Source organism: Xanthomonas sp. NCPPB 1132, from assembly GCF_056629235.1.
In genome coordinates, this window is sequence record NZ_CM152819.1 from 237,008 (window position 1) to 254,518 (window position 17,511).

Sequence of the window (17,511 nt, forward strand, 5' to 3'; positions counted from 1 at the left end):
CCTTGTGCCGGCGTCGTCGTGTCTGCGGGCAGCGGCTACCATGGCGGGCCCTTGCCGCCCCGGTCGCCTGCATGCGCTATCGCTGGATCCTGTTCGACGCCGACGACACTTTGTTCCATTTCGACGCCTTCGCCGGCCTGCAGCGCATGTTCGCCGGCTACGGCGTGCAGTTCGGCGAGGCGGATTACGCCGACTACACCGCCTGCAACCGACCGCTCTGGGTGCAGCACCAGAACGGCGCGATCACCGCCTTGCAATTGCAGCAGCGCCGCTTCGCCGACTGGGCGCAGCGCCTGCAGACCGCGCCGGAGACCTTGAACACGGCGTTCCTGGCGGCGATGGCGGAGTTGTGTGCGCCGCTGGAAGGGGCGGTGGACCTGCTCGACGCGCTGCGTGGGCGCGCGCGCCTGGGGCTGGTCACCAACGGCTTCGGCGCGCTGCAGACCGCGCGCCTGCAGCGCACCGGCCTGCAGGACCGCTTCGAAGTGATCGCCATTTCCGAGGTCGTGGGCGTGGCCAAGCCGCACCCGGGGATCTTCGCGCACGCGCTGGCGCAACTGGGCGATCCGCCGCCGGCGCAGGTGCTGATGGTCGGCGACAACCCGCAGGCCGACATCGCCGGCGGCCTGGCCGCCGGGCTGCACACCTGCTGGTTCAACGCGCACGGCGCCGCCGCGCCGGAGGGCATCGTGGCGCACCACGAGGTTGCCTCGCTGGCTCAGTTGCAGGCGTGGTTGCTGGAAGAGACGGCGGCGCTGTAGCCCATCTGCTCGCGTGCCTGGCGCCATCGGGTCGGGACTGAAGTCCCTCTCACAGGTGGAAACTCCAGTTCGCGGCCAATGTTGGGGTGCCCCTTGTGGGAGGGACTTCAGTCCCGACCCCGGAAGGGTGGGGTTGCCGGTCCCGAGACGGGATGCCGCATCATCTCGCCCGCTCGCTGCTGCTCTCTTGTGGGAGGGACTTCAGTCCCGACGCGAGCCACCGTCAGACCCGGGGTCTCGGTCGCATGCTGCCGACCCCCGACGTGGCGCACGGCAGCCGCGACCACCATCGTATAGTGCGCCCATGCCGACCTCCGCCGCCGACGCCGCTTCCACCGACACGCCGCTAGCCGCCCTGCCCATCACCCTGCAGCGCCTGCGCGCGGCCTGGCAGTCCGCCAAGCCCGAGCGGGCGCAGCGCCGCGAGGACCTGCTGCGGCTGCGCGCGGCGCTGAAGCGGCGGCTGCCGGAGATGGCCGAGGCCATCTCCGCGGATTTCGGCCACCGTTCGCGCCACGAGTCGCTGCTCGCCGACGGCATGACCGTGCTCGGCGAGATCGATCATCTGCTGCGCCATCTCAAGCGCTGGATGCGCCCGCAGCGGGTCGGCGCCGGCTGGCGCCTGTGGCCGGCGCGCGCGGAAGTGCGGTCGGTGCCGGTCGGCGTGGTCGGGGTGATCGCGCCGTGGAACTACCCGGTCAACCTGGCGCTGATCCCGCTGGCCACCGCCATCGCCGCCGGCAACCACGTCTACCTCAAGCCCTCCGAACACACCCCGCGCAGCGCGCAGTTCCTGCAGTCGCTGCTGGCCGAGGTGTTCCCGCCGCAGCGGGTGGCGGTGGCGCTGGGTGGGGCCGAGGTGGCGTCGGCCTTCGCCGCGCTGCCGCTGGACCACCTGGTGTTCACCGGTTCCACTGCGGTCGGGCGCAAGGTGATGGCCGCGGCCGCGCCCAACCTGACCCCGCTGACCCTGGAACTGGGCGGCAAGTCGCCGGCCGTCGTCTGCGCGGATTACCCGCTGGAACAGGCCGCCGCACGCCTGGCCACCGGTAAATGGTTCAACGCCGGGCAGACCTGCATCGCCCCGGACTACGTGCTGGTGGACGCCGGCCGTGAGGCGGCGCTGGTGCAGGCGCTGCGTGCGCAGGTGCTGGCGCGCTACGGCGATTTCGCCAGCGCGCCGGACTACACCCGCATCGTCAACGAGGGCCAGTACCGGCGCCTGCGCGGCTACCTGGACGATGCGCGCGCGCGCGGCCTGGAGGTGATCGAACTGGCCACGGTGGCGCGCGACCGCGCCGAGCGGGAGCGGCTGATCGTGCCCACGCTGGTGCTGCAGCCGGGCGACGATGCGCTGCTGATGCAGGAGGAGATCTTCGGCCCGATCCTGCCGGTGCGCAGCTACCGCTCCCTGGATGCGGCCATCGCCGAGATCAACAGCCGCGACCGGCCGCTGGCGCTGTATCCCTTCAGCCACGACCGTGCGCGGATCGAGGCCATCCTGCATGCCACCCTCGCCGGCGGCGTCACCGTCAACGACAGCCTGCTGCATTTCGCCGCCAACGCGTTGCCGTTCGGCGGCATCGGCCCCAGCGGCATGGGCGCCTACCACGGCCGCGCCGGCTTCGACGCCTTCAGCAAGGCCCTGCCGATCCTGTGGCAGGCGCGCCGCAGCGCCACCGATCTGCTGAAGCCGCCGTACACGCGTTTGCGTTGGCTGATCGACGTGCTGTTGCGCTGATCAGTGCACCGGTAGAGGGCCGCGGTTGGATGAATCTCCGGCGCGCGTGCTGCGCCGCTAAATCGCCAGACCTGCCTGCAGCACCCGCATCCGGCGCTCGACGCCGGCCCTGACGGATGCGGGCAGCGCCTGCGGAAAGTCGGCCGGCAGCGCGTTCTCGAGCGAGGCCAGTGCCGGTACCATGCGCTCGGCGATGTCTTCGATGGCCCTGCGCACCAGCGTGGATGACAGGGCCGCCGCGGCACCCGTCTGCAGGAAGTGCCGCGCCTGGATCTCGTCGATGCGGTAGTGGTTGCTGTCGCCGACCGACATGGCCAGCTTCATCTGCTTGCGTTCGATCTGTCGCCGATCGAGGCTGGGCTGCGCGGTCAGCACATCGTAGAGCGGCGTCAGTGCGTAACCCCCGCCGGGGTGGAGAAAGAGGCTGAAGTTCTTGGCATGCCCATCGGTGGCGCCGATCAGCCAGAAGACCAGTTGCGCTTGCAGCAGCGTGCGGTGATCGGCTGCGGGCGTATCGGCGCCCTTGAGCAGGTCCGCGATCGCCACGATGCCGGGTCCGCCGTGGCTCTGGTACTTGCGCGTCGGCGGGACCGACAACGCCTGGCAGCAATCCTCCTGCGGCAGGCGCAGCAGCCGGCCATCGCGCCAGGCGCGGTCGAAGCGCTCGACCACCAGCGCCTTGGTCCGGCCGAAGGTCATCATCTCGGCATTGGCGACCGGCAGGCCGAGATGCTTGAGCAACTGCAGGCAGTAGAACTCGTTCTCGACGCTGTCGGAAAGGTCGATGCCGTTCGGCAATCTGCCGATCTGCGTCTTGAACAGATGCGTGGTCGGCGTGGTGCCATGCGGCTTGAGCCATTGGCCGTCCAGTCGTAGCAGGGCGGTCTTTTCCTGTGCGCCGGCGACCGAGATCCTGAAATCCTCGTCCCGCCGCAGGCCTAGGGGCGCCTGCGCCAACGATGCGAGCAGCCGTTCGATGGCCGCCTCGTCGACCGGCTCTCCGGAGAGCGTCGCGGTGCCTTCCGGCGCCGTATCGCCGGCGATGAACTGCAAGGCGCCGATGCAGTCCCGACCGATCGCCGCCAGCAGGCTGTAGGCGTCGACGCCGTCGGCGCCGACCTTCTCAGCCACGCGCTGGCGCAGTGCGTCCGAGTCGGGCAACAGGTTCTCGAAGACCGCCACGACCGGCTCGCCCCGCCAGGGTTCCTCGCGCAACGGCAGCGACAGCGAGACCGGGAATGCCCTGCTGCGTTCCAGCCATTGCGGGTCGTAACGGAACGCGATCGCGCCGCTAGGCTCCTTCAGCAGATGCCCGACCAGGCGATCATTCTGGTACACGCGCAGTGGCGAATGGCGGCGGATCCTTGCCATGGTCAGAGCAGATCCCTGGGATCGGCACCGCGGCTGCGGACGGCGACCAGGAATTCCAGTTCGAGCGCCGCCAGCACCCCCAGCAGGGTGTCCAGCCGTGTCGCCGGGTTGCCGGTCTCGATCAACGAGATCGTTTCCTGGCGCAAGCCGCAGCGATCGCCCAGGGCGCTCTGACTCATCCCCAGGCGTTTTCGTTGGCGACGGATGAGGGTGCCGATCTGCTTGGGTGTACGGGCGAGGTCGTGCATGACGGTCTCCTGAGGAAGCAATATGCGCCATTCCCGATAAAACTTCAATATCGGATGTGATGCATAATCTGATCTTATGCGCTGATGGCGATAAATGTTGAATATCGGCTTTGACACATAATTCAGTGCGACGGCGATCCAGGCGCTACTGGTGTTGCCTGCGAATACTCAACAGAGCCGTGTGGTCAAATGGGCGGCTCCGCCCAGCAGCGCCAGCCGGGGTTGGCCGGGCTGCCCAACCGAACCAAGATGGTTGAATCAAAAGGTTGAAGGATCGATGAAAATCGCCAGCTGGAACGTCAACTCGCTCAACGTGCGCCTGCCGCACCTGCAACAGTGGCTGGCCGCGTTCGCGCCGGACGTGGTCGGGATCCAGGAGACCAAGCTGGAGGACCACAAGTTTCCCGACACGGCGCTGGCCGAGGCCGGCTACCGCAGCGTGTTCGCCGGGCAGAAGACCTACAACGGCGTGGCGATCCTCTCGCGCCTGCCGATCGGCGACGTGCAGATCGGCGTGCCGGGCCTGGAGGACGAGCAGAAGCGCGCCATCGCCGCCACCATCGGCGACCTGCGCATCGTCAATCTGTACGTGGTCAACGGCCAGGACGTGGGCACCGACAAGTACGCCTACAAGCTGCGCTGGCTGGAGGCGGTGCACGCCTGGCTGGCCGACGAGCTGCAGCGGCATCCGCGGCTGGTGGTGCTGGGCGACTTCAACATCGCCCCGGACGCGCGCGACGTGCACGATCCGCTGGTGTGGAGCGACAACCACATCCTCACCTCCACCGCCGAGCGCGGCGCCCTGCACAAGCTGCTCGACCTGGGCCTGCACGACGGCTTCCGCCTGCACCATGCAGATGGCGGCCTGTTCAGCTGGTGGGACTACCGCCAGGCGGGCTTCCGCCGCGACCTGGGCCTGCGCATCGACCTGACCCTGGTGTCCGAGGCGCTGAAGGCGCGCACCCGTGGCGCCGGCATCGACCGCGAACCGCGCACCTGGGAGCGCCCCAGCGACCACGCGCCGGCCTGGATCGAACTGGAGCCGGGCGCATGAGCGAGCGCAATGTGCGTCGCTGCATCGACAAGGTCGGCGATACCGCGATCGCGCCGCTGCACCGGCTCAGTTGCCACTGCGGCGCGGTGCAGATCGACCTGGAGCTGCCGCACGGCATCGTCGACCCGCGCCGCTGCAACTGCTCGCTGTGCCGGCGCCGCGGTGCCATCGTCGCGTCGGTGCCGCTGGCCGCCCTGCATGTCCGCGAAGGCGAGCAGGCGCTGCGCCTGTACCAGTTCCACACCCACACCGCGCAGCACTATTTCTGCGGCACCTGCGGGATCTACACGCATCATCGGCGCCGCTCCGATCCCAGCCTGTACGGCTACAACGTCGGTTGCCTGGAAGGCGTGGACCCGTATGCGCTGGCCATCGCGGTGCCGGTCGAGGACGGCGTGCATCATGCCGCCGACCGCGCCGCGCCGTGAGCGCGGCCGCAAACGCAAAACGCCCGGCGAACCGGGCGTTTGCGCAAGCGGTAAAGGCGACGCGTCAGCGCGCGCGGCCGCGGGTGACCAGGTTGACGATCGCCAGCAGGATGATCGCGCCGATCAGCGAATACAGGAACGTCCACAGGGTGATCGCCTGGTTGATGCCGCCGCCGAACAGCCAGCCGGCGATCAGCGCACCGACGATGCCGACCACGATGTTCAGGATGATGCCCTGCTGTGCGTCACGGCGCATGATGATGCTGGCCAGCCAGCCCACGATGCCGCCGACGATCAACCAGATGATGATGCCCATGCGTCAGACTCCTCGGTTCGGCCCGCACCAGGAGCGGTGGGGTGCGCGCCATTTAAGAAGCGCTGCCGTGAAGCGGTCGTATAGCGGCGGCACCGTAGCGCAGCGGCCATTGCGCTTTGTGGGTGCGGCGTGAGCGCGCCGCTGCCCCCTGTGGCCGCCGACGGCGCCGAGGCACCGGACTGGCGCCTCGGCCCGGTAACGCTGTGGCTGCGCCCGCATCCGCCGCGGACCTCCGGCGAAGCGCAGGCGCGGCACCTGCTGGCCGGCGAACTGACGCTGCCGGCGGCGCAGTTGCCGCTGCGTCGCGATGCGCGCGGCCGGCCGCGGCTGCACGCGCCGCTGGCGCACCTGGACACCGGCTGGAGCCACAGCGGCGACTACCTGCTGGTGGCGGTGGCCGCGCACGCACGGCTGGGCGTGGACATCGAGCGCCAGCGGCCGCGGCCGCGCCTGCTGGAACTGGCGCAGCGCTTCTTCCACCCGGACGAGGTCGCGCTGCTGGCGGCGCTGGCGATGCCGGCGCGCGAGGCGCTGTTCTTCCGCCTGTGGTGCGCCAAGGAAGCGCAGCTCAAGGCGCATGGCCACGGCATCGCCTTCGGCCTGCACCGGCTGCGCTTCGCCGAGGACGCCGACGGCGCGCTGCGCCTGGTCTGGTGCGACCCGGGCCTGGGGGAGGCCGAGGCCTGGCATCTGCACGAATGGGCGCCGGTCGCGGGCTACCGCGCGGCGCTGGCCTGGACCCCTGCGGCGCTGCCGTAGCAGTCGCCGTGCGCACCGGTGCGCAGCCGGCGGCCGACCCGCGCCAGGCGCCGCGGGTGCCGTGCCTCAGGCTTCGACCGCACCGGCGCGGCCATCCTCCACCACGAAGCGCTTGAGCGTGGACACCGTGGCGTGCGGATCGCGGCGTTCGGAGATCGCCTGCAGCCGGGTCTCCATCCGCGCCGGGCTCAGCGACACCGACACGTAGCCGCGCTGGCGGCTCTCGGCGTAGCGCACGTGCGGATTGTCCGGCAGCCGCTGCACGATCTCCGCATGCGGCGGGCCGTCGGAGGTGATCGAGGTGCCGACGAACTCCGTGGCCACGGTGGGCGCGTGCGGGTCGGTCGTCTCGGCCTTGAGATCGGTGACCCAGTAGGAATGGATGTCGCCGCCCCAGAACACCGGATTGCGCAGGCCGCTGCGGACGATGGCGTCGAGCATGCGCGCGCGCGTGGCCGGGTAGCCGTCCCAGCCGTCGGTCCAGGCGCCGACATGGCCGTCGTTGCGGTCGTGCTGCACGATCGGCGCGACCAGCAGGTCCTGCGCGATGATGTTCCAGCGCGCCTGCGAGCGGCCGAAGCCGCGGTACAGCCAGCGCTCCTGCGCCGCACCGAGCATGCTGCGCGCCGGGTCGTTCAGGTCCTTGCAGTCGAGCGGCGCGACGTGCCCGCCGCGCCAGCCGCTGGGCAGCGGACACGGTTGCTCGCTGCGGTACTGGCGGCCATCCAGGACGAAGAAGCGCGCCAATGCGCCGTAGTCCAGGGCCCGGTAGATGCGCATGTCCGGCCCGTGCGGACGATGCCGGGCGCGCAGCGGAAAGTGCTCGTACATCGCCTGATAGGCGGCGGCACGGCGGCGCAGGAAGGCGGCGGTGGGCACGGCCGGGTCCTGCGACCAGCGGTTGGCGTAGTCGTTCTGCACTTCGTGGTCGTCCCACGTCGCCACGCAGGCGGAGCCCGCATGCAGCGCCTGCAGGTCGGGATCGGTGCGGTACAGCGCATAGCGATTGCGGTAGCCGGCCAGATCGACGCAGTCGCCGCTGCCGTGGGTGCGCACCAGGCCGGCGGCTTCCTCGCCGCGGTGGCTGTACTCGTAGATGTAGTCGCCGAGGAAGAACACCAGGTCCGGGCGTTCCGCGGCCAGATGCCGGTAGGCGCTGAAATAGCCTTCTTCCCAGTGCGCGCAGGAGACGAAGCCGAAGCACGCGCTGTCCAGGGCGCCAGACGCCGGCGCGGTGCGCGCGCACCCGAGCGGACTCTGCGCGCCCAGCGCCTCGAAGCGGTACCAGTACGGCCGTCCCGGTTGCAGGCCGCTGACCTCCACGTGCACGGCATGGCCCCAGCGCGGATGCGCCATCGCCACTCCGCGCTGGACCACCTGGGTCATGGCCGCGTCGGTGGCCACGCGCCAGCGCACCGGCACCGGCGCACGCAGGCCGCCGCTGCCGTCCGGCGCCAGCGGCTGGGGCGCCAGGCGGGTCCACAGCACCAGCCCGTCGTGCAGCGGGTCGCCCGCCGCCACGCCCAGGGTGAACGGATCGGCGCTGCCGCTGGCACGGGCGAACGGGCTCAGCAGCGGCGTCGCCGCCAGCAGGCCCAGCCCGGCCAGCACCCGGCGGCGGCCGGGATCGTGCGGGGCGTCGGCGGGCGCGGTCGGGGTGTCTGCAAGGTCGGACATGGGGCAGAAGCGTGCTTGAAGACGATCGACAATGCTCGCGCGCGCCGATGTCCGCAACATGGCAGCACGCGCGGCGCCACCTGCGATAATCCACCGATGACCGATGCTTCCCTTCCCGATTCCGTCCGCGTCGTGCTCGAACAGGGCCTGCACGCGCAAGGCCTGGACGCCGCCGCGCTGGCGCCGCCGCTGCTGGCCTACCTGGCGCTGCTGACGCGCTGGAACCGCACCTACAACCTGACCGCGATCCGCGACCCGCACGAGATGGTGACCCGCCATCTGCTGGATTCGCTGGCGATGCAGCCGTTCGCCAGCGAGGGCGCGCTGGCCGACCTGGGCACCGGGCCGGGGCTGCCCGGCATCCCGCTGGCGATCGCGCGGCCGCAGTTGCGGGTGACCCTGGTCGAAAGCAACGGCAAGAAGGCGCGGTTCCTGCGCGAGGCGGTGCGCCAGCTGCGCCTGGACAACGCGCGGGTGGCCGAGTCGCGCGCCGAGGCGCTGGACGAGGCCGGCGCCTACGACCTGCTGACGGCGCGCGCGCTGGATACGCTGGCCGGCATCGTCGCCGTCGGCGGCCACCTGCTGCGCCCGGGCGGGCGCCTGCTGGCGATGAAGGGCGTGCGTCCGGACGAGGAGATCGCCGCGCTGCCGCCGGGCTGGGTGGCGCCGACGGTGCACCCGCTGCAGGTCCCCGGCCTGGGCGCCGACCGCCACCTGGTGGTGGTCGAGCGCGGTTGAGCGGCGGCCGCGGCCGGCCCCGATTTCCGCCACGGGGGGCTGTGACCGCATAATGCCCGGTCCCACCCCCATCGCCGACGAGGCTCCCGCATGGCCCGCATCATCGCCATCGCCAACCAGAAGGGCGGCGTCGGCAAGACCACCACCGCGGTCAACCTGGCCGCGGCGCTGGCTCGCCAGTCGCAGCGCGTGCTGCTGGTGGACCTGGACTCGCAGGGCAATGCGACGATGGGCAGCGGCATCGACAAGCGCGAGCTGGCCGCCTCCACCTGCGACGTGCTGCTCGGCGAGAGCAGCGCCGAACAGATCCGGGTGACCGCGCCGGAAGGCTTCGACCTGCTGCCGGGCAACATCGATCTCACCGCCGCCGAGATCCAGCTGATGGACCAGCCGGCGCGCGAGCAGCGGCTGAAGACCGCGCTGGCGCCGCTGCGCGAGGCCTACGACTTCATCCTGATCGACTGCCCGCCGGCGCTGTCGCTGCTGACCCTGAACGCGCTGACCGCCGCCGATTCGGTGATCGTGCCGATGCAGTGCGAGTACTACGCGCTGGAAGGGCTGACCGCGCTGCTGGAGACCATCGAGGCGCTGCGCGCCGAGCTGAATCCGGCGCTGGAGATCGAAGGCGTGCTGCGGACCATGTTCGACGTGCGCAACAACCTGGCCAACGCGGTGTCGGCGGAGCTGACCAACCACTTCGGCGACAAGGTGTTCCGCACCATCGTGCCGCGCAACGTGCGCCTGGCCGAGGCGCCCAGCCATGGCCAGAGCATCGTCGGCTACGACCGCACCTCGCGCGGCGGCGTCGCCTACCTGGGACTGGCCGGCGAGATCGTGCGCCGCCGCAACGAACGCAATCGGCCGATGCCGGCCATGGAGACCGTCTGATGAGTGCCAAGCCCCCCGCCCTCGGAGCGAAGAAGCGCGGCCTCGGCCGTGGCCTGGAAGCGCTGCTGGGGCCGAAGGGCGCGGCTGCGCCGGTGCCGACCGCCGAAGTGCAGCCGGGCGAGAGCCTGCGCCGCCTGCCGGTGGGGCAGCTGCAGCCGGGCAAGTACCAGCCGCGCCAGGAGATGGACGAGGCCAAGCTGCAGGAGCTGGCCGAGTCGATCAAGGCGCAGGGCGTGATCCAGCCGATCGTCGCCCGCGAACTGGCGCCGGGCAGTTTCGAGATCGTCGCCGGCGAACGCCGCTGGCGCGCCTCGCAGCTGGCTGGGCTGAGCGAAGTGCCGGTGGTGGTGCGCGAGCTGGACGACCGCACCGTCATCGCCATGGCGCTGATCGAGAACATCCAGCGCGAGGACCTCAATCCGCTGGAAGAGGCGCAGGCGCTGCAGCGGCTGATCGACGAGTTCTCGCTGACCCACGCCGAGGCCGCCGAGGCGGTGGGCCGCTCGCGTGCATCGGTGTCCAACCTGCTGCGCCTGCTGGAACTGCCGCCGGCGATCCGCGCGTTGCTGGAAGCGCGGCGCCTGGAGATGGGCCATGCGCGCGCGCTGCTGACGCTGTCGCCGGAGCTGGCCAGCCGCCTGGCCTCCGACGCCGCCGACCAGGGCTGGTCGGTGCGCGAGGTCGAGCACCGCGCCCAGCAGTTCGCCGCCGGCAAGGTGCCGAGCAACCGCAAGGCCAAGCCGGCGCGCACCGCGCCGCAGGCCGACATCGCCTCGCTGGAGACCGAGCTGTCCGAGTCGCTGGGCACCAAGGTGTCCATCGCCCACGGCCGCGGCGGCAAGGGCAAGCTGGTAATCCACTACACCGATCTGGACACGCTGGACGGCGTGCTCGAGAAACTGCGTCCGCGGCAGGCCTGAGCGCCGCCGCCCGCGTCCGCCAGGACCGCCACCGCCATGCATCCCAGCAAGGTCGACCGCCACCACCTGCTGCGCCTGACCGACCTGCCCAACGTCGGCCCGGCCTGCGAGAAGGACCTGCGCCTGATCGGCATCCGCGTGCCGGCGCATCTGCAGGGCCGCGATCCGTACGACATGTACGCGCAGCTGTGCCTGCGCACGGGCGTGGTGCACGACCACTGCGTGATCGACGTGTTCCTGTCGATCGTGCGCTTCATGCAGGGCGAGACGCCGCGCCCGTGGTGGGAGTTCAGCAAGGAGCGCAAGGCGGCGCTGGCCAAGGACGCGCCGCTGACCCTGCGCTGAGGCCCCGCGCCGCGGCGCGGGGCAGCAACCGGAGCATTGCATGAGCCACCAGGACACGCAGATCAGCCCGGACGGCATGCAGCACTGCCGCGCGGGTGCCATCGATCCGGGCGGCGTCAACGCCGGGCTGCCCTGAGCGTTGCCCGGCCGCGACGCCCGCCATTTCTTCGTCTTTCGCTTTCCAGGATTCCGCCATGCCCACTCTCGTCACCGGCGCCGCCGGCTTCATCGGTGCCCACACCGTCCGCGCGCTGCGCGCCGCCGGGCAGCTGGTGGTCGGCCTGGACAACTACAACGACTACTACGACCCGCAGCTCAAGCGCGACCGCGTCGCCGCGCTGTGCGCGGGCGCGGACATCCGCACGCTCGACCTGACCGACCGCGACGGCCTGGCCGCGCTGTTCGACGAGGTCCAGCCGACCCGCGTGGTGCACCTGGCCGCGCAGGCCGGGGTGCGCTATTCGCTGCAGAATCCCTACGCCTACGTCGACAGCAACCTGGTCGGCTTCGTCAACATGCTGGAGCTGTGCCGGCACCGCGGCGTCGAGCACCTGGTCTACGCCTCCAGCAGCTCGGTGTACGGCGATTCGGCGACGCCGCCGTTCTCCGAGGACAAGCGCATCGACCAGCCGCGCTCGCTGTACGCGGCGACCAAGGCCGCCAACGAGCTGATGGCCCATACCTATGCGCAGCTGTACGGCCTGCGCGCCACCGGGCTGCGTTTCTTCACCGTGTACGGCCCCTGGGGCCGCCCGGACATGGCGCCGCTGCTGTTCAGCCGCGCGGTGCTGGCCGGGCGCCCGATCGAAGTGTTCAACCACGGGCGCATGCGCCGCGATTTCACCTTCGTCGCCGACATCGTCGCCGGCGTGCTCGGCGCGCTCGATCACGCCTCCAGCGAGCCGGTGCCGCATCGCGTGTTCAACCTCGGCAATCACACCCCGGTGGAACTGGAGCATTTCATCGCGGTGATCGAGGGCGCCGCCGGGCGCAGCGCCGAAAAGCTGTACCGGCCGATGCAGCCGGGCGACATGATCGAGACGATGGCCGATACTGCGCGGGCCCACGCCGCGTTCGGCTTCGATCCGAGCACCCCGATCGAGGTCGGCCTGCCGCAGGTGGTGGCCTGGTGCCGGGAGTATTTCGGCGCCGCCGCCTGACGCTTCATGCGCGGATCCCTTAGTCCGCGGCACAATGCCCCGCTTTTTCCCCCACGCGCCCCCGCGCCCAGCCCTGCCGAATCCATGAGCCAGCTTTCCCTTTCCGTCGTCGTCCCGGTGTTCAACGAGCGCGACAACGTGCCGCCGCTGGTCGCCGAGATCGTCGCCGCGCTGCGCGGCACGATCGATTTCGAGATCGTCTATGTCGACGACCATTCGCGCGACGACACCCTGGCGGTGCTCGAAGGGCTGAAGGCGTCCACACCGGAGCTGCGCGTGCTGCACCATGTCAGCCAGAGCGGGCAGAGCACCGCGGTGCGCAACGGCGTCAAGGCCGCGCGCGGGCTGTGGATCGCCACCCTGGACGGCGACGGCCAGAACGATCCGGCCGACATCCCCAAGCTGCTGGCCGCGCGCCAGGCAGCCGAGCCGCTGGTCAAATTGTTCGCCGGCTGGCGGGTATCGCGGCAGGATTCGGGCAGCAAGCGCTGGGCCTCCAAGTGGGCCAATGCGATCCGCGCGCGCATGCTGCGCGACGACACCCCGGACACCGGCTGCGGCATCAAGCTGTTCGAGCGCGAGGCGTTCCTGGACCTGCCGTACTTCGACCACATGCACCGCTACCTGCCGGCGCTGATGCAGCGCGCCGGCTGGCGGACCCTGAGCGTGCCGGTGAACCACCGCCACCGCACTTCCGGCGTGTCCAAGTACAACAATCTCAACCGCGCCCTGGTCGGCATCCGCGACCTGCGCGGCGTGGCCTGGCTGATCGCGCGCAGCCGCCGCACCGCGGTGCAGGAGCGCTGAGATGGAGGCGAACTTCCTCAACGAACCGATCCAGGCGCTGTACTGGACCGGGCTGCACGTCACCGGCTGGAAGCTGATCGGCTACGTCGGCGCGCTGATGTTCGGTGGCCGCTGGCTGGTGCAGTTCGTCGCCTCCAAGCGCGCCGGCAAGCCGGTGATCCCGCGCCTGTTCTGGTACATGAGCGTGGTCGGCAGCCTGATGACGCTGAGCTACTTCATGTTCTCGGCCAAGCAGGACTCGGTGGGCGTGCTGCAGAACCTGTTCCCCGCGTTCACGGCCTTCTACAGCCTGTACCTGGACATCAAGCACCGCGGCTGGCACCGCGACCGCGCGACGCATTGAGCGCGGTGCCGCTGCGCGCGATTGCAGGGGCGCGTAATACCCTCCGATCGCAGCTGGCCCTGTCGTAGGAGCGGCTTCAGCCGCGACCCGGCCCGCCGCCCCGCCGACACGTCGGCAAGCACGCGCACAGCCTCTGCCAGGACCGTTCCGATAAGGATTCGAGCACTATTCCGACAGGCGCCATCGCCAGGCGCCGCTGTTGCCGCGCGAGGGCGAGGTGGATGCTGGTGCCATGCACATCCAACCAGCCAGAGGCCATCGCGCGTTGCGCGCCGGACGCCACAGCGACATGGGTCGGCTCTACCTGCTGACCGCCGTGACGTTCGAGCGGGCGCCGTTGTTCGCAGATTGGCGATGCGCCCGTGCGGCCGCCGCGTGTCTGGCAGAACGAAGCACATGGCCCAATGCTCGCCTGCTGTGCTGGGTGCTGATGCCCGATCACTGGCACGGCCTGATCGAACTGCAGGCCACCATCACATTGGCCGATGCCATGCAGCGGGCGAAGGGGCGATGCGCCCGCGCTGTGAATCGTGCGCGCGGGCGTGGAGGCTGCGTCTGGTCGCGCGGTTTTCACGATCATGCGCTGCGGCGCGACGACGACGTCTTGCATGTCGCCCGTTACATCGTGGCCAACCCACTGCGTGCCGGCTTGGTGCCGCGGCTGGGCGACTATCCGTATTGGGATGCGGTGTGGCTGACTTCTCGACCGTGAAGTGGCAGTCGTGACTGGGGAGGTTCTACGGAAGGCCCACTGTAGGAGCGGCTCCAGCCGCGACGGGCATTCCCGGTAACGCCCGTCGCGGCTGAAGCCGCTTGTGTCAAATAAGGGTCTATCGTTGCAGGTGAGAGCGGAGTGCGGCAGGCCGTTTAGCCGCAGTGCCAGCAAGCACGAGTAGGAGTCAGCGCCGCCGCACTCCGGTTCTCCTGCCTGACAAGCCCGAACAGTTGCCCGAGTGACGAGCTCGAACTCCACAAGCATGGGCATCGGCAGGAGCGCTCTCGTCCATGAGTCTACTGCGGAGAACGTCTATGCGGCGCCATGTCGGGATCGATGTATCCAAGGCCGAGCTGGTCATTCATGTCCTGCCGGACGAGCAGGCCTGGACCCAGCCCAATACGCCACAGGGGCAGCGTGCGCTGGCCCAGCGCCTGGCCGAGCTGGGCTGCGAGCGGATCGTGCTGGAAGCCAGTGGCGGCTACGAACATGCCGTGCTGCAGGTGTTGCGGCAGGCCGACCTGCCTGTGGTGCGGATGGCCGCCGATCGTCCGCGCAAGCTCGCCCAGGCCTTGGGCCTGCATGCCAAGACCGATGCCCTGGACGCGCGCCTGCTGGCCATCGCCGCCCAGCACATCCCGACCATGCCCACGCCCGTGGTGCCCGGGCACCAGCAGTCTCTTCGCGAACTGCTGGACCTGCGTGCCACCCTGGTGAGCCAGCGTGATGCCCATCGGCGGCGCCTGGAGCACATCACCAGCGCCAAGGTGCAACACCGCTGCCGAGAGGTGATCGCCCTGCTGAACCAGCAGATCCAGACGTTGACGCAGGAGATCGAGCAGCAGGGCAAGACCTGCTCAAGCCTACCCAAGGTGCCTGGGCTCGGCACGATCCTGCGCGCGGTTCTGGCCGCGCGGCTGCCAGAACTGGGCACACTGCCGCCACGCAAGCTCGCTGCCCTGGTCGGGCTGGCCCCGTTCAATCACGACAGCGGTTGCTGGAAAGGCCAGCGCCGCATCAAAGGCGGACGTGCCGACGTGCGGCGCGTGCTGTACATGGCCACCTGGGCCAGTATCCGCGCCAAATCCCCCTTGGCCAACACCTACGCGCGTCTGCGCGCAGCGGGCAAGCCGGCCAAGGTCGCCATCGTCGCCTGCATGCACAAGTTCCTGCGCTGGCTCAATGCCATCGCGCGCGATCAGGCCCCGTACGCTCCTCCTGCCATCGCAGGTGCATGACAGTTGACTCCTACGAAATGACGGCATGCCCGCTGGTTCCGGCAAAGCGCGTTAGCAGATGCCCTAATACCGTCTTCGCATGCCATCGCCCCACACAGGACTTCCGGCCCACCCGCCAGGCAGGGTTGTGGTGCGATCATCGACGATCCGTTCCCGCCGTGTGCCGCCCATGCCGATGCTCGCCAAGACCCCGCTGGCCATTTCCCTGCTGATCGCGTTCGCCGTGGCCACGCCCGCACTGGCCACACCGCCGGCGTCGGCAGCGTCCAGTGCAACACCGGCCACGGCCAATGCCAGCGCTGCCGATGCGCGCTTCCAGGCCATCTACGAGAAGGAGTGGGCCTGGCGCCAGGCGCAGCTCGGCCAGGCCGACGAGGACAGCGACAGCAGCGGCGACAACACCCATCTGCCCGACGTCGGCGCGGCCGCGCAGGCCGCGCGCCTGAAGGTATGGGACGACGTGCTGCGGCAGCTGGACACGCTCGATGCCGCCCAGCTCTCGCCGGAGAACCAGGTCAACCTGGCGATCTACCGGCCGCAGGTGGAGAACCTGGCCGCCTCGGTGCGCCTGCGCGCCTATGAAATGCCGTTCAACTCCGACAGCGCGTTCTGGTCGGACCTGGCGTTCATGGCCCGGCGCACGCTGCGCACGCCCGACGAGTACCGCGCCTACATCGCGCGGCTGGAGGACGTGCCGCGCTACTTCGCCCAGCAGACCGACAACATGCGCGCCGGGCTCAAGCGTGGTTTCAGCGTGCCGCGCGCGGTGCTCGACGGTCGCGATGGCGCCATCGCCAACGTGGCCGAACTGAAGGATCCGACCGCCGCGGTGCTGTACACGCCGTTCAAGCAGATGCCGGCGCAGATTCCCGCCGCCGAGCAGGCGCAACTGCGTGCGCAGGCGCAGGCGGCGCTGCGCGACAAGGTGATCCCGGCCTACGCGCAGCTACTGACCTTCTATCGCCAGGAGTACATGCCGCAGGCGCGCACCACGCTGGCGGCCGAAGCCCTGCCCGACGGCAAGGCCTACTACCGGCAGCAGATCCGCGAGTACACCACGCTGGACATGGACCCCGAGCAGATCCACCAGCTCGGCCTGCGCGAGGTGGCGCGGATCCAGAAGGAGATGGACGCGATCATCCAGCAGGTCGGCTTCCACGCGCCGGCCGGGCAGAAGACCTTCCCGGCGTTCCTGCAGTTGCTGCGCACCGATCCGCAGTTCTACGTGAAGACCCCGCAGGAACTGCTCGATCGCGCCGCGTGGATCGCCAAGCGCGTGGACGGGGAGGTCGGCAAGTTCATCGGCACGCTGCCGCGCGGGCGCTTCACCATCGTGCCGGTGCCGGCGGACATCGCCCCGTTCTGGACTGCCGGCCGCGGCGGCGTCGGCACCTACTGGCTCAACACCTACGACCTGCCGTCGCGGCCGCTGTACAACCTGCCGGCGCTGACCCTGCACGAGTCCTCGCCGGGCCATTCGCTGCAGGGCGCGCTGGCCGAGGAACAGGGCGCGCAGCCGGCGTTCCGCCGCGAGAACTACATCTCCGCCTACGGCGAGGGCTGGGCGCTGTACACCGAGAAGCTGGGCAAGGAGATGGGCATCTACGCCACGCCCTACGAGGACTTCGGCCGGCTCAGCTACGAAATGTGGCGCGCCTGCCGCCTGGTGATCGACACCGGCGTGCACCACAAGGGCTGGACCCGCGCGCAGGCGCAGGCCTACCTGCGCGAGCGCACCGCGCTCAGCGAGCACGAGGTCACCACCGAGGTCGACCGCTACATCTCCTGGCCGGGCCAGGCGCTGAGCTACAAGCTCGGCGAACTGACCATCCTCGATCTGCGCGCCGAGGCCGAGCGCGAACTCGGCCCGGACTTCGACATCAAGTCCTTCCACGACGCGGTGCTGCAGCAGGGCTCGGTGCCGCTGCCGGTGCTGCAGCAGCAGATCCGCGCCTACATCGCCGCGCGCAAGAAGAAGGCCTGACCGCCGCCGCACAGGCCG

The 17,511-nt window shown here is 70.0% G+C and carries 19 protein-coding genes; 15 read left to right on the forward strand and 4 right to left on the reverse strand.

Features of this window, described 5'->3' with window-relative positions; translation table 11 throughout:
• Nucleotides 1-71 precede the first annotated feature (71 nt).
• Both yjjG and AC1G9L_RS01010 read left to right on the forward strand, forming a co-directional pair.
• The gene (yjjG, locus tag AC1G9L_RS01005) at nt 72-761 is read left to right on the forward strand and encodes a pyrimidine 5'-nucleotidase (RefSeq protein WP_019799684.1); all 690 of its coding nucleotides are present in this window, start codon (nt 72-74) and stop codon (nt 759-761) included.
• Nucleotides 762-1,065: 304 nt separating this feature from the next.
• Nucleotides 1,066-2,502 carry a coniferyl aldehyde dehydrogenase gene (locus tag AC1G9L_RS01010; RefSeq protein WP_481070026.1) on the forward strand — a complete coding sequence of 479 codons (1,437 nt, stop codon included), beginning with the start codon at nt 1,066-1,068 and terminating at the stop codon, nt 2,500-2,502.
• 57 nt (nt 2,503-2,559) lie between these two features.
• Here the strand turns inward: AC1G9L_RS01010 and AC1G9L_RS01015 are convergent, their stop codons facing one another.
• Nucleotides 2,560-3,873: a type II toxin-antitoxin system HipA family toxin gene (locus AC1G9L_RS01015; RefSeq protein WP_481070027.1), complete on the reverse strand. Its 1,314-nt coding sequence runs from the start codon at nt 3,871-3,873 to the stop codon at nt 2,560-2,562.
• Nucleotides 3,874-3,875: 2 nt separating this feature from the next.
• Nucleotides 3,876-4,121 (reverse strand): helix-turn-helix domain-containing protein, encoded by a 246-nt coding sequence (locus AC1G9L_RS01020; protein ID WP_481070029.1) that lies wholly within the window; start codon nt 4,119-4,121, stop codon nt 3,876-3,878.
• Between the two features lie 277 nt (nt 4,122-4,398).
• Here AC1G9L_RS01020 and xth point away from each other — a divergent pair, with 277 nt between their 5' ends.
• A complete protein-coding gene (gene xth / locus AC1G9L_RS01025; protein WP_019799965.1) occupies nt 4,399-5,175 on the forward strand; it encodes an exodeoxyribonuclease III in 777 nt (258 codons plus the stop codon).
• On the forward strand, nt 5,172-5,603 hold the full coding sequence (locus tag AC1G9L_RS01030) for a GFA family protein (RefSeq protein ID WP_019799964.1): 432 nt from the start codon (nt 5,172-5,174) through the stop codon (nt 5,601-5,603). The genes xth and AC1G9L_RS01030 overlap by 4 nt, the downstream gene beginning before the upstream one ends.
• A 64-nt stretch (nt 5,604-5,667) precedes the next feature.
• On the opposite strand, the gene AC1G9L_RS01035 is transcribed toward AC1G9L_RS01030, so the two are convergent.
• Nucleotides 5,668-5,919, reverse strand: a complete 252-nt coding sequence (locus AC1G9L_RS01035) for a GlsB/YeaQ/YmgE family stress response membrane protein (RefSeq protein ID WP_010342751.1) — start codon at nt 5,917-5,919, stop codon at nt 5,668-5,670.
• A gap of 129 nt (nt 5,920-6,048) precedes the next feature.
• Here AC1G9L_RS01035 and AC1G9L_RS01040 point away from each other — a divergent pair, with 129 nt between their 5' ends.
• Complete coding sequence (locus AC1G9L_RS01040; protein ID WP_481070031.1) at nt 6,049-6,678, forward strand: 4'-phosphopantetheinyl transferase family protein; 630 nt, start codon at nt 6,049-6,051, stop codon at nt 6,676-6,678.
• A 66-nt stretch (nt 6,679-6,744) separates the two neighbouring features.
• On the opposite strand, the gene AC1G9L_RS01045 is transcribed toward AC1G9L_RS01040, so the two are convergent.
• Nucleotides 6,745-8,355 (reverse strand): alkaline phosphatase D family protein, encoded by a 1,611-nt coding sequence (locus tag AC1G9L_RS01045; protein WP_481070032.1) that lies wholly within the window; start codon nt 8,353-8,355, stop codon nt 6,745-6,747.
• 96 nt (nt 8,356-8,451) lie between these two features.
• On the opposite strand from AC1G9L_RS01045, the gene rsmG reads away from it, so the two are divergent.
• From rsmG to AC1G9L_RS01095, 10 genes are all read left to right on the forward strand, one after another.
• A complete protein-coding gene (gene rsmG, locus AC1G9L_RS01050) occupies nt 8,452-9,093 on the forward strand; it encodes a 16S rRNA (guanine(527)-N(7))-methyltransferase RsmG (RefSeq protein ID WP_481070034.1) in 642 nt (213 codons plus the stop codon).
• 90 nt (nt 9,094-9,183) lie between these two features.
• A complete protein-coding gene (locus AC1G9L_RS01055; protein WP_010342747.1) occupies nt 9,184-9,981 on the forward strand; it encodes a ParA family protein in 798 nt (265 codons plus the stop codon).
• Complete coding sequence (locus tag AC1G9L_RS01060; protein ID WP_010342746.1) at nt 9,981-10,901, forward strand: ParB/RepB/Spo0J family partition protein; 921 nt, start codon at nt 9,981-9,983, stop codon at nt 10,899-10,901. Before AC1G9L_RS01055 ends, AC1G9L_RS01060 begins: the two co-directional genes overlap by 1 nt.
• 36 nt (nt 10,902-10,937) lie before the next feature.
• On the forward strand, nt 10,938-11,246 hold the full coding sequence (locus AC1G9L_RS01065) for a helix-hairpin-helix domain-containing protein (protein ID WP_017908743.1): 309 nt from the start codon (nt 10,938-10,940) through the stop codon (nt 11,244-11,246).
• A 194-nt stretch (nt 11,247-11,440) separates the two neighbouring features.
• Nucleotides 11,441-12,406 (forward strand): NAD-dependent epimerase/dehydratase family protein, encoded by a 966-nt coding sequence (locus tag AC1G9L_RS01070; protein WP_019800408.1) that lies wholly within the window; start codon nt 11,441-11,443, stop codon nt 12,404-12,406.
• A gap of 84 nt (nt 12,407-12,490) precedes the next feature.
• Nucleotides 12,491-13,213 (forward strand): glycosyltransferase family 2 protein, encoded by a 723-nt coding sequence (locus AC1G9L_RS01075; protein WP_481070035.1) that lies wholly within the window; start codon nt 12,491-12,493, stop codon nt 13,211-13,213.
• Between the two features lies 1 nt (nt 13,214).
• Nucleotides 13,215-13,556 carry a lipid-A-disaccharide synthase N-terminal domain-containing protein gene (locus AC1G9L_RS01080; RefSeq protein ID WP_010342742.1) on the forward strand — a complete coding sequence of 114 codons (342 nt, stop codon included), beginning with the start codon at nt 13,215-13,217 and terminating at the stop codon, nt 13,554-13,556.
• Nucleotides 13,557-13,788: 232 nt separating this feature from the next.
• On the forward strand, nt 13,789-14,268 hold the full coding sequence (locus AC1G9L_RS01085; protein WP_481070037.1) for an REP-associated tyrosine transposase: 480 nt from the start codon (nt 13,789-13,791) through the stop codon (nt 14,266-14,268).
• Nucleotides 14,269-14,585: 317 nt separating this feature from the next.
• The gene (locus tag AC1G9L_RS01090; RefSeq protein WP_481070038.1) at nt 14,586-15,509 is read left to right on the forward strand and encodes an IS110 family transposase; all 924 of its coding nucleotides are present in this window, start codon (nt 14,586-14,588) and stop codon (nt 15,507-15,509) included.
• 175 nt (nt 15,510-15,684) lie between these two features.
• Nucleotides 15,685-17,493 (forward strand): DUF885 domain-containing protein, encoded by a 1,809-nt coding sequence (locus tag AC1G9L_RS01095; RefSeq protein ID WP_481070969.1) that lies wholly within the window; start codon nt 15,685-15,687, stop codon nt 17,491-17,493.
• Nucleotides 17,494-17,511 lie beyond the last annotated feature (18 nt).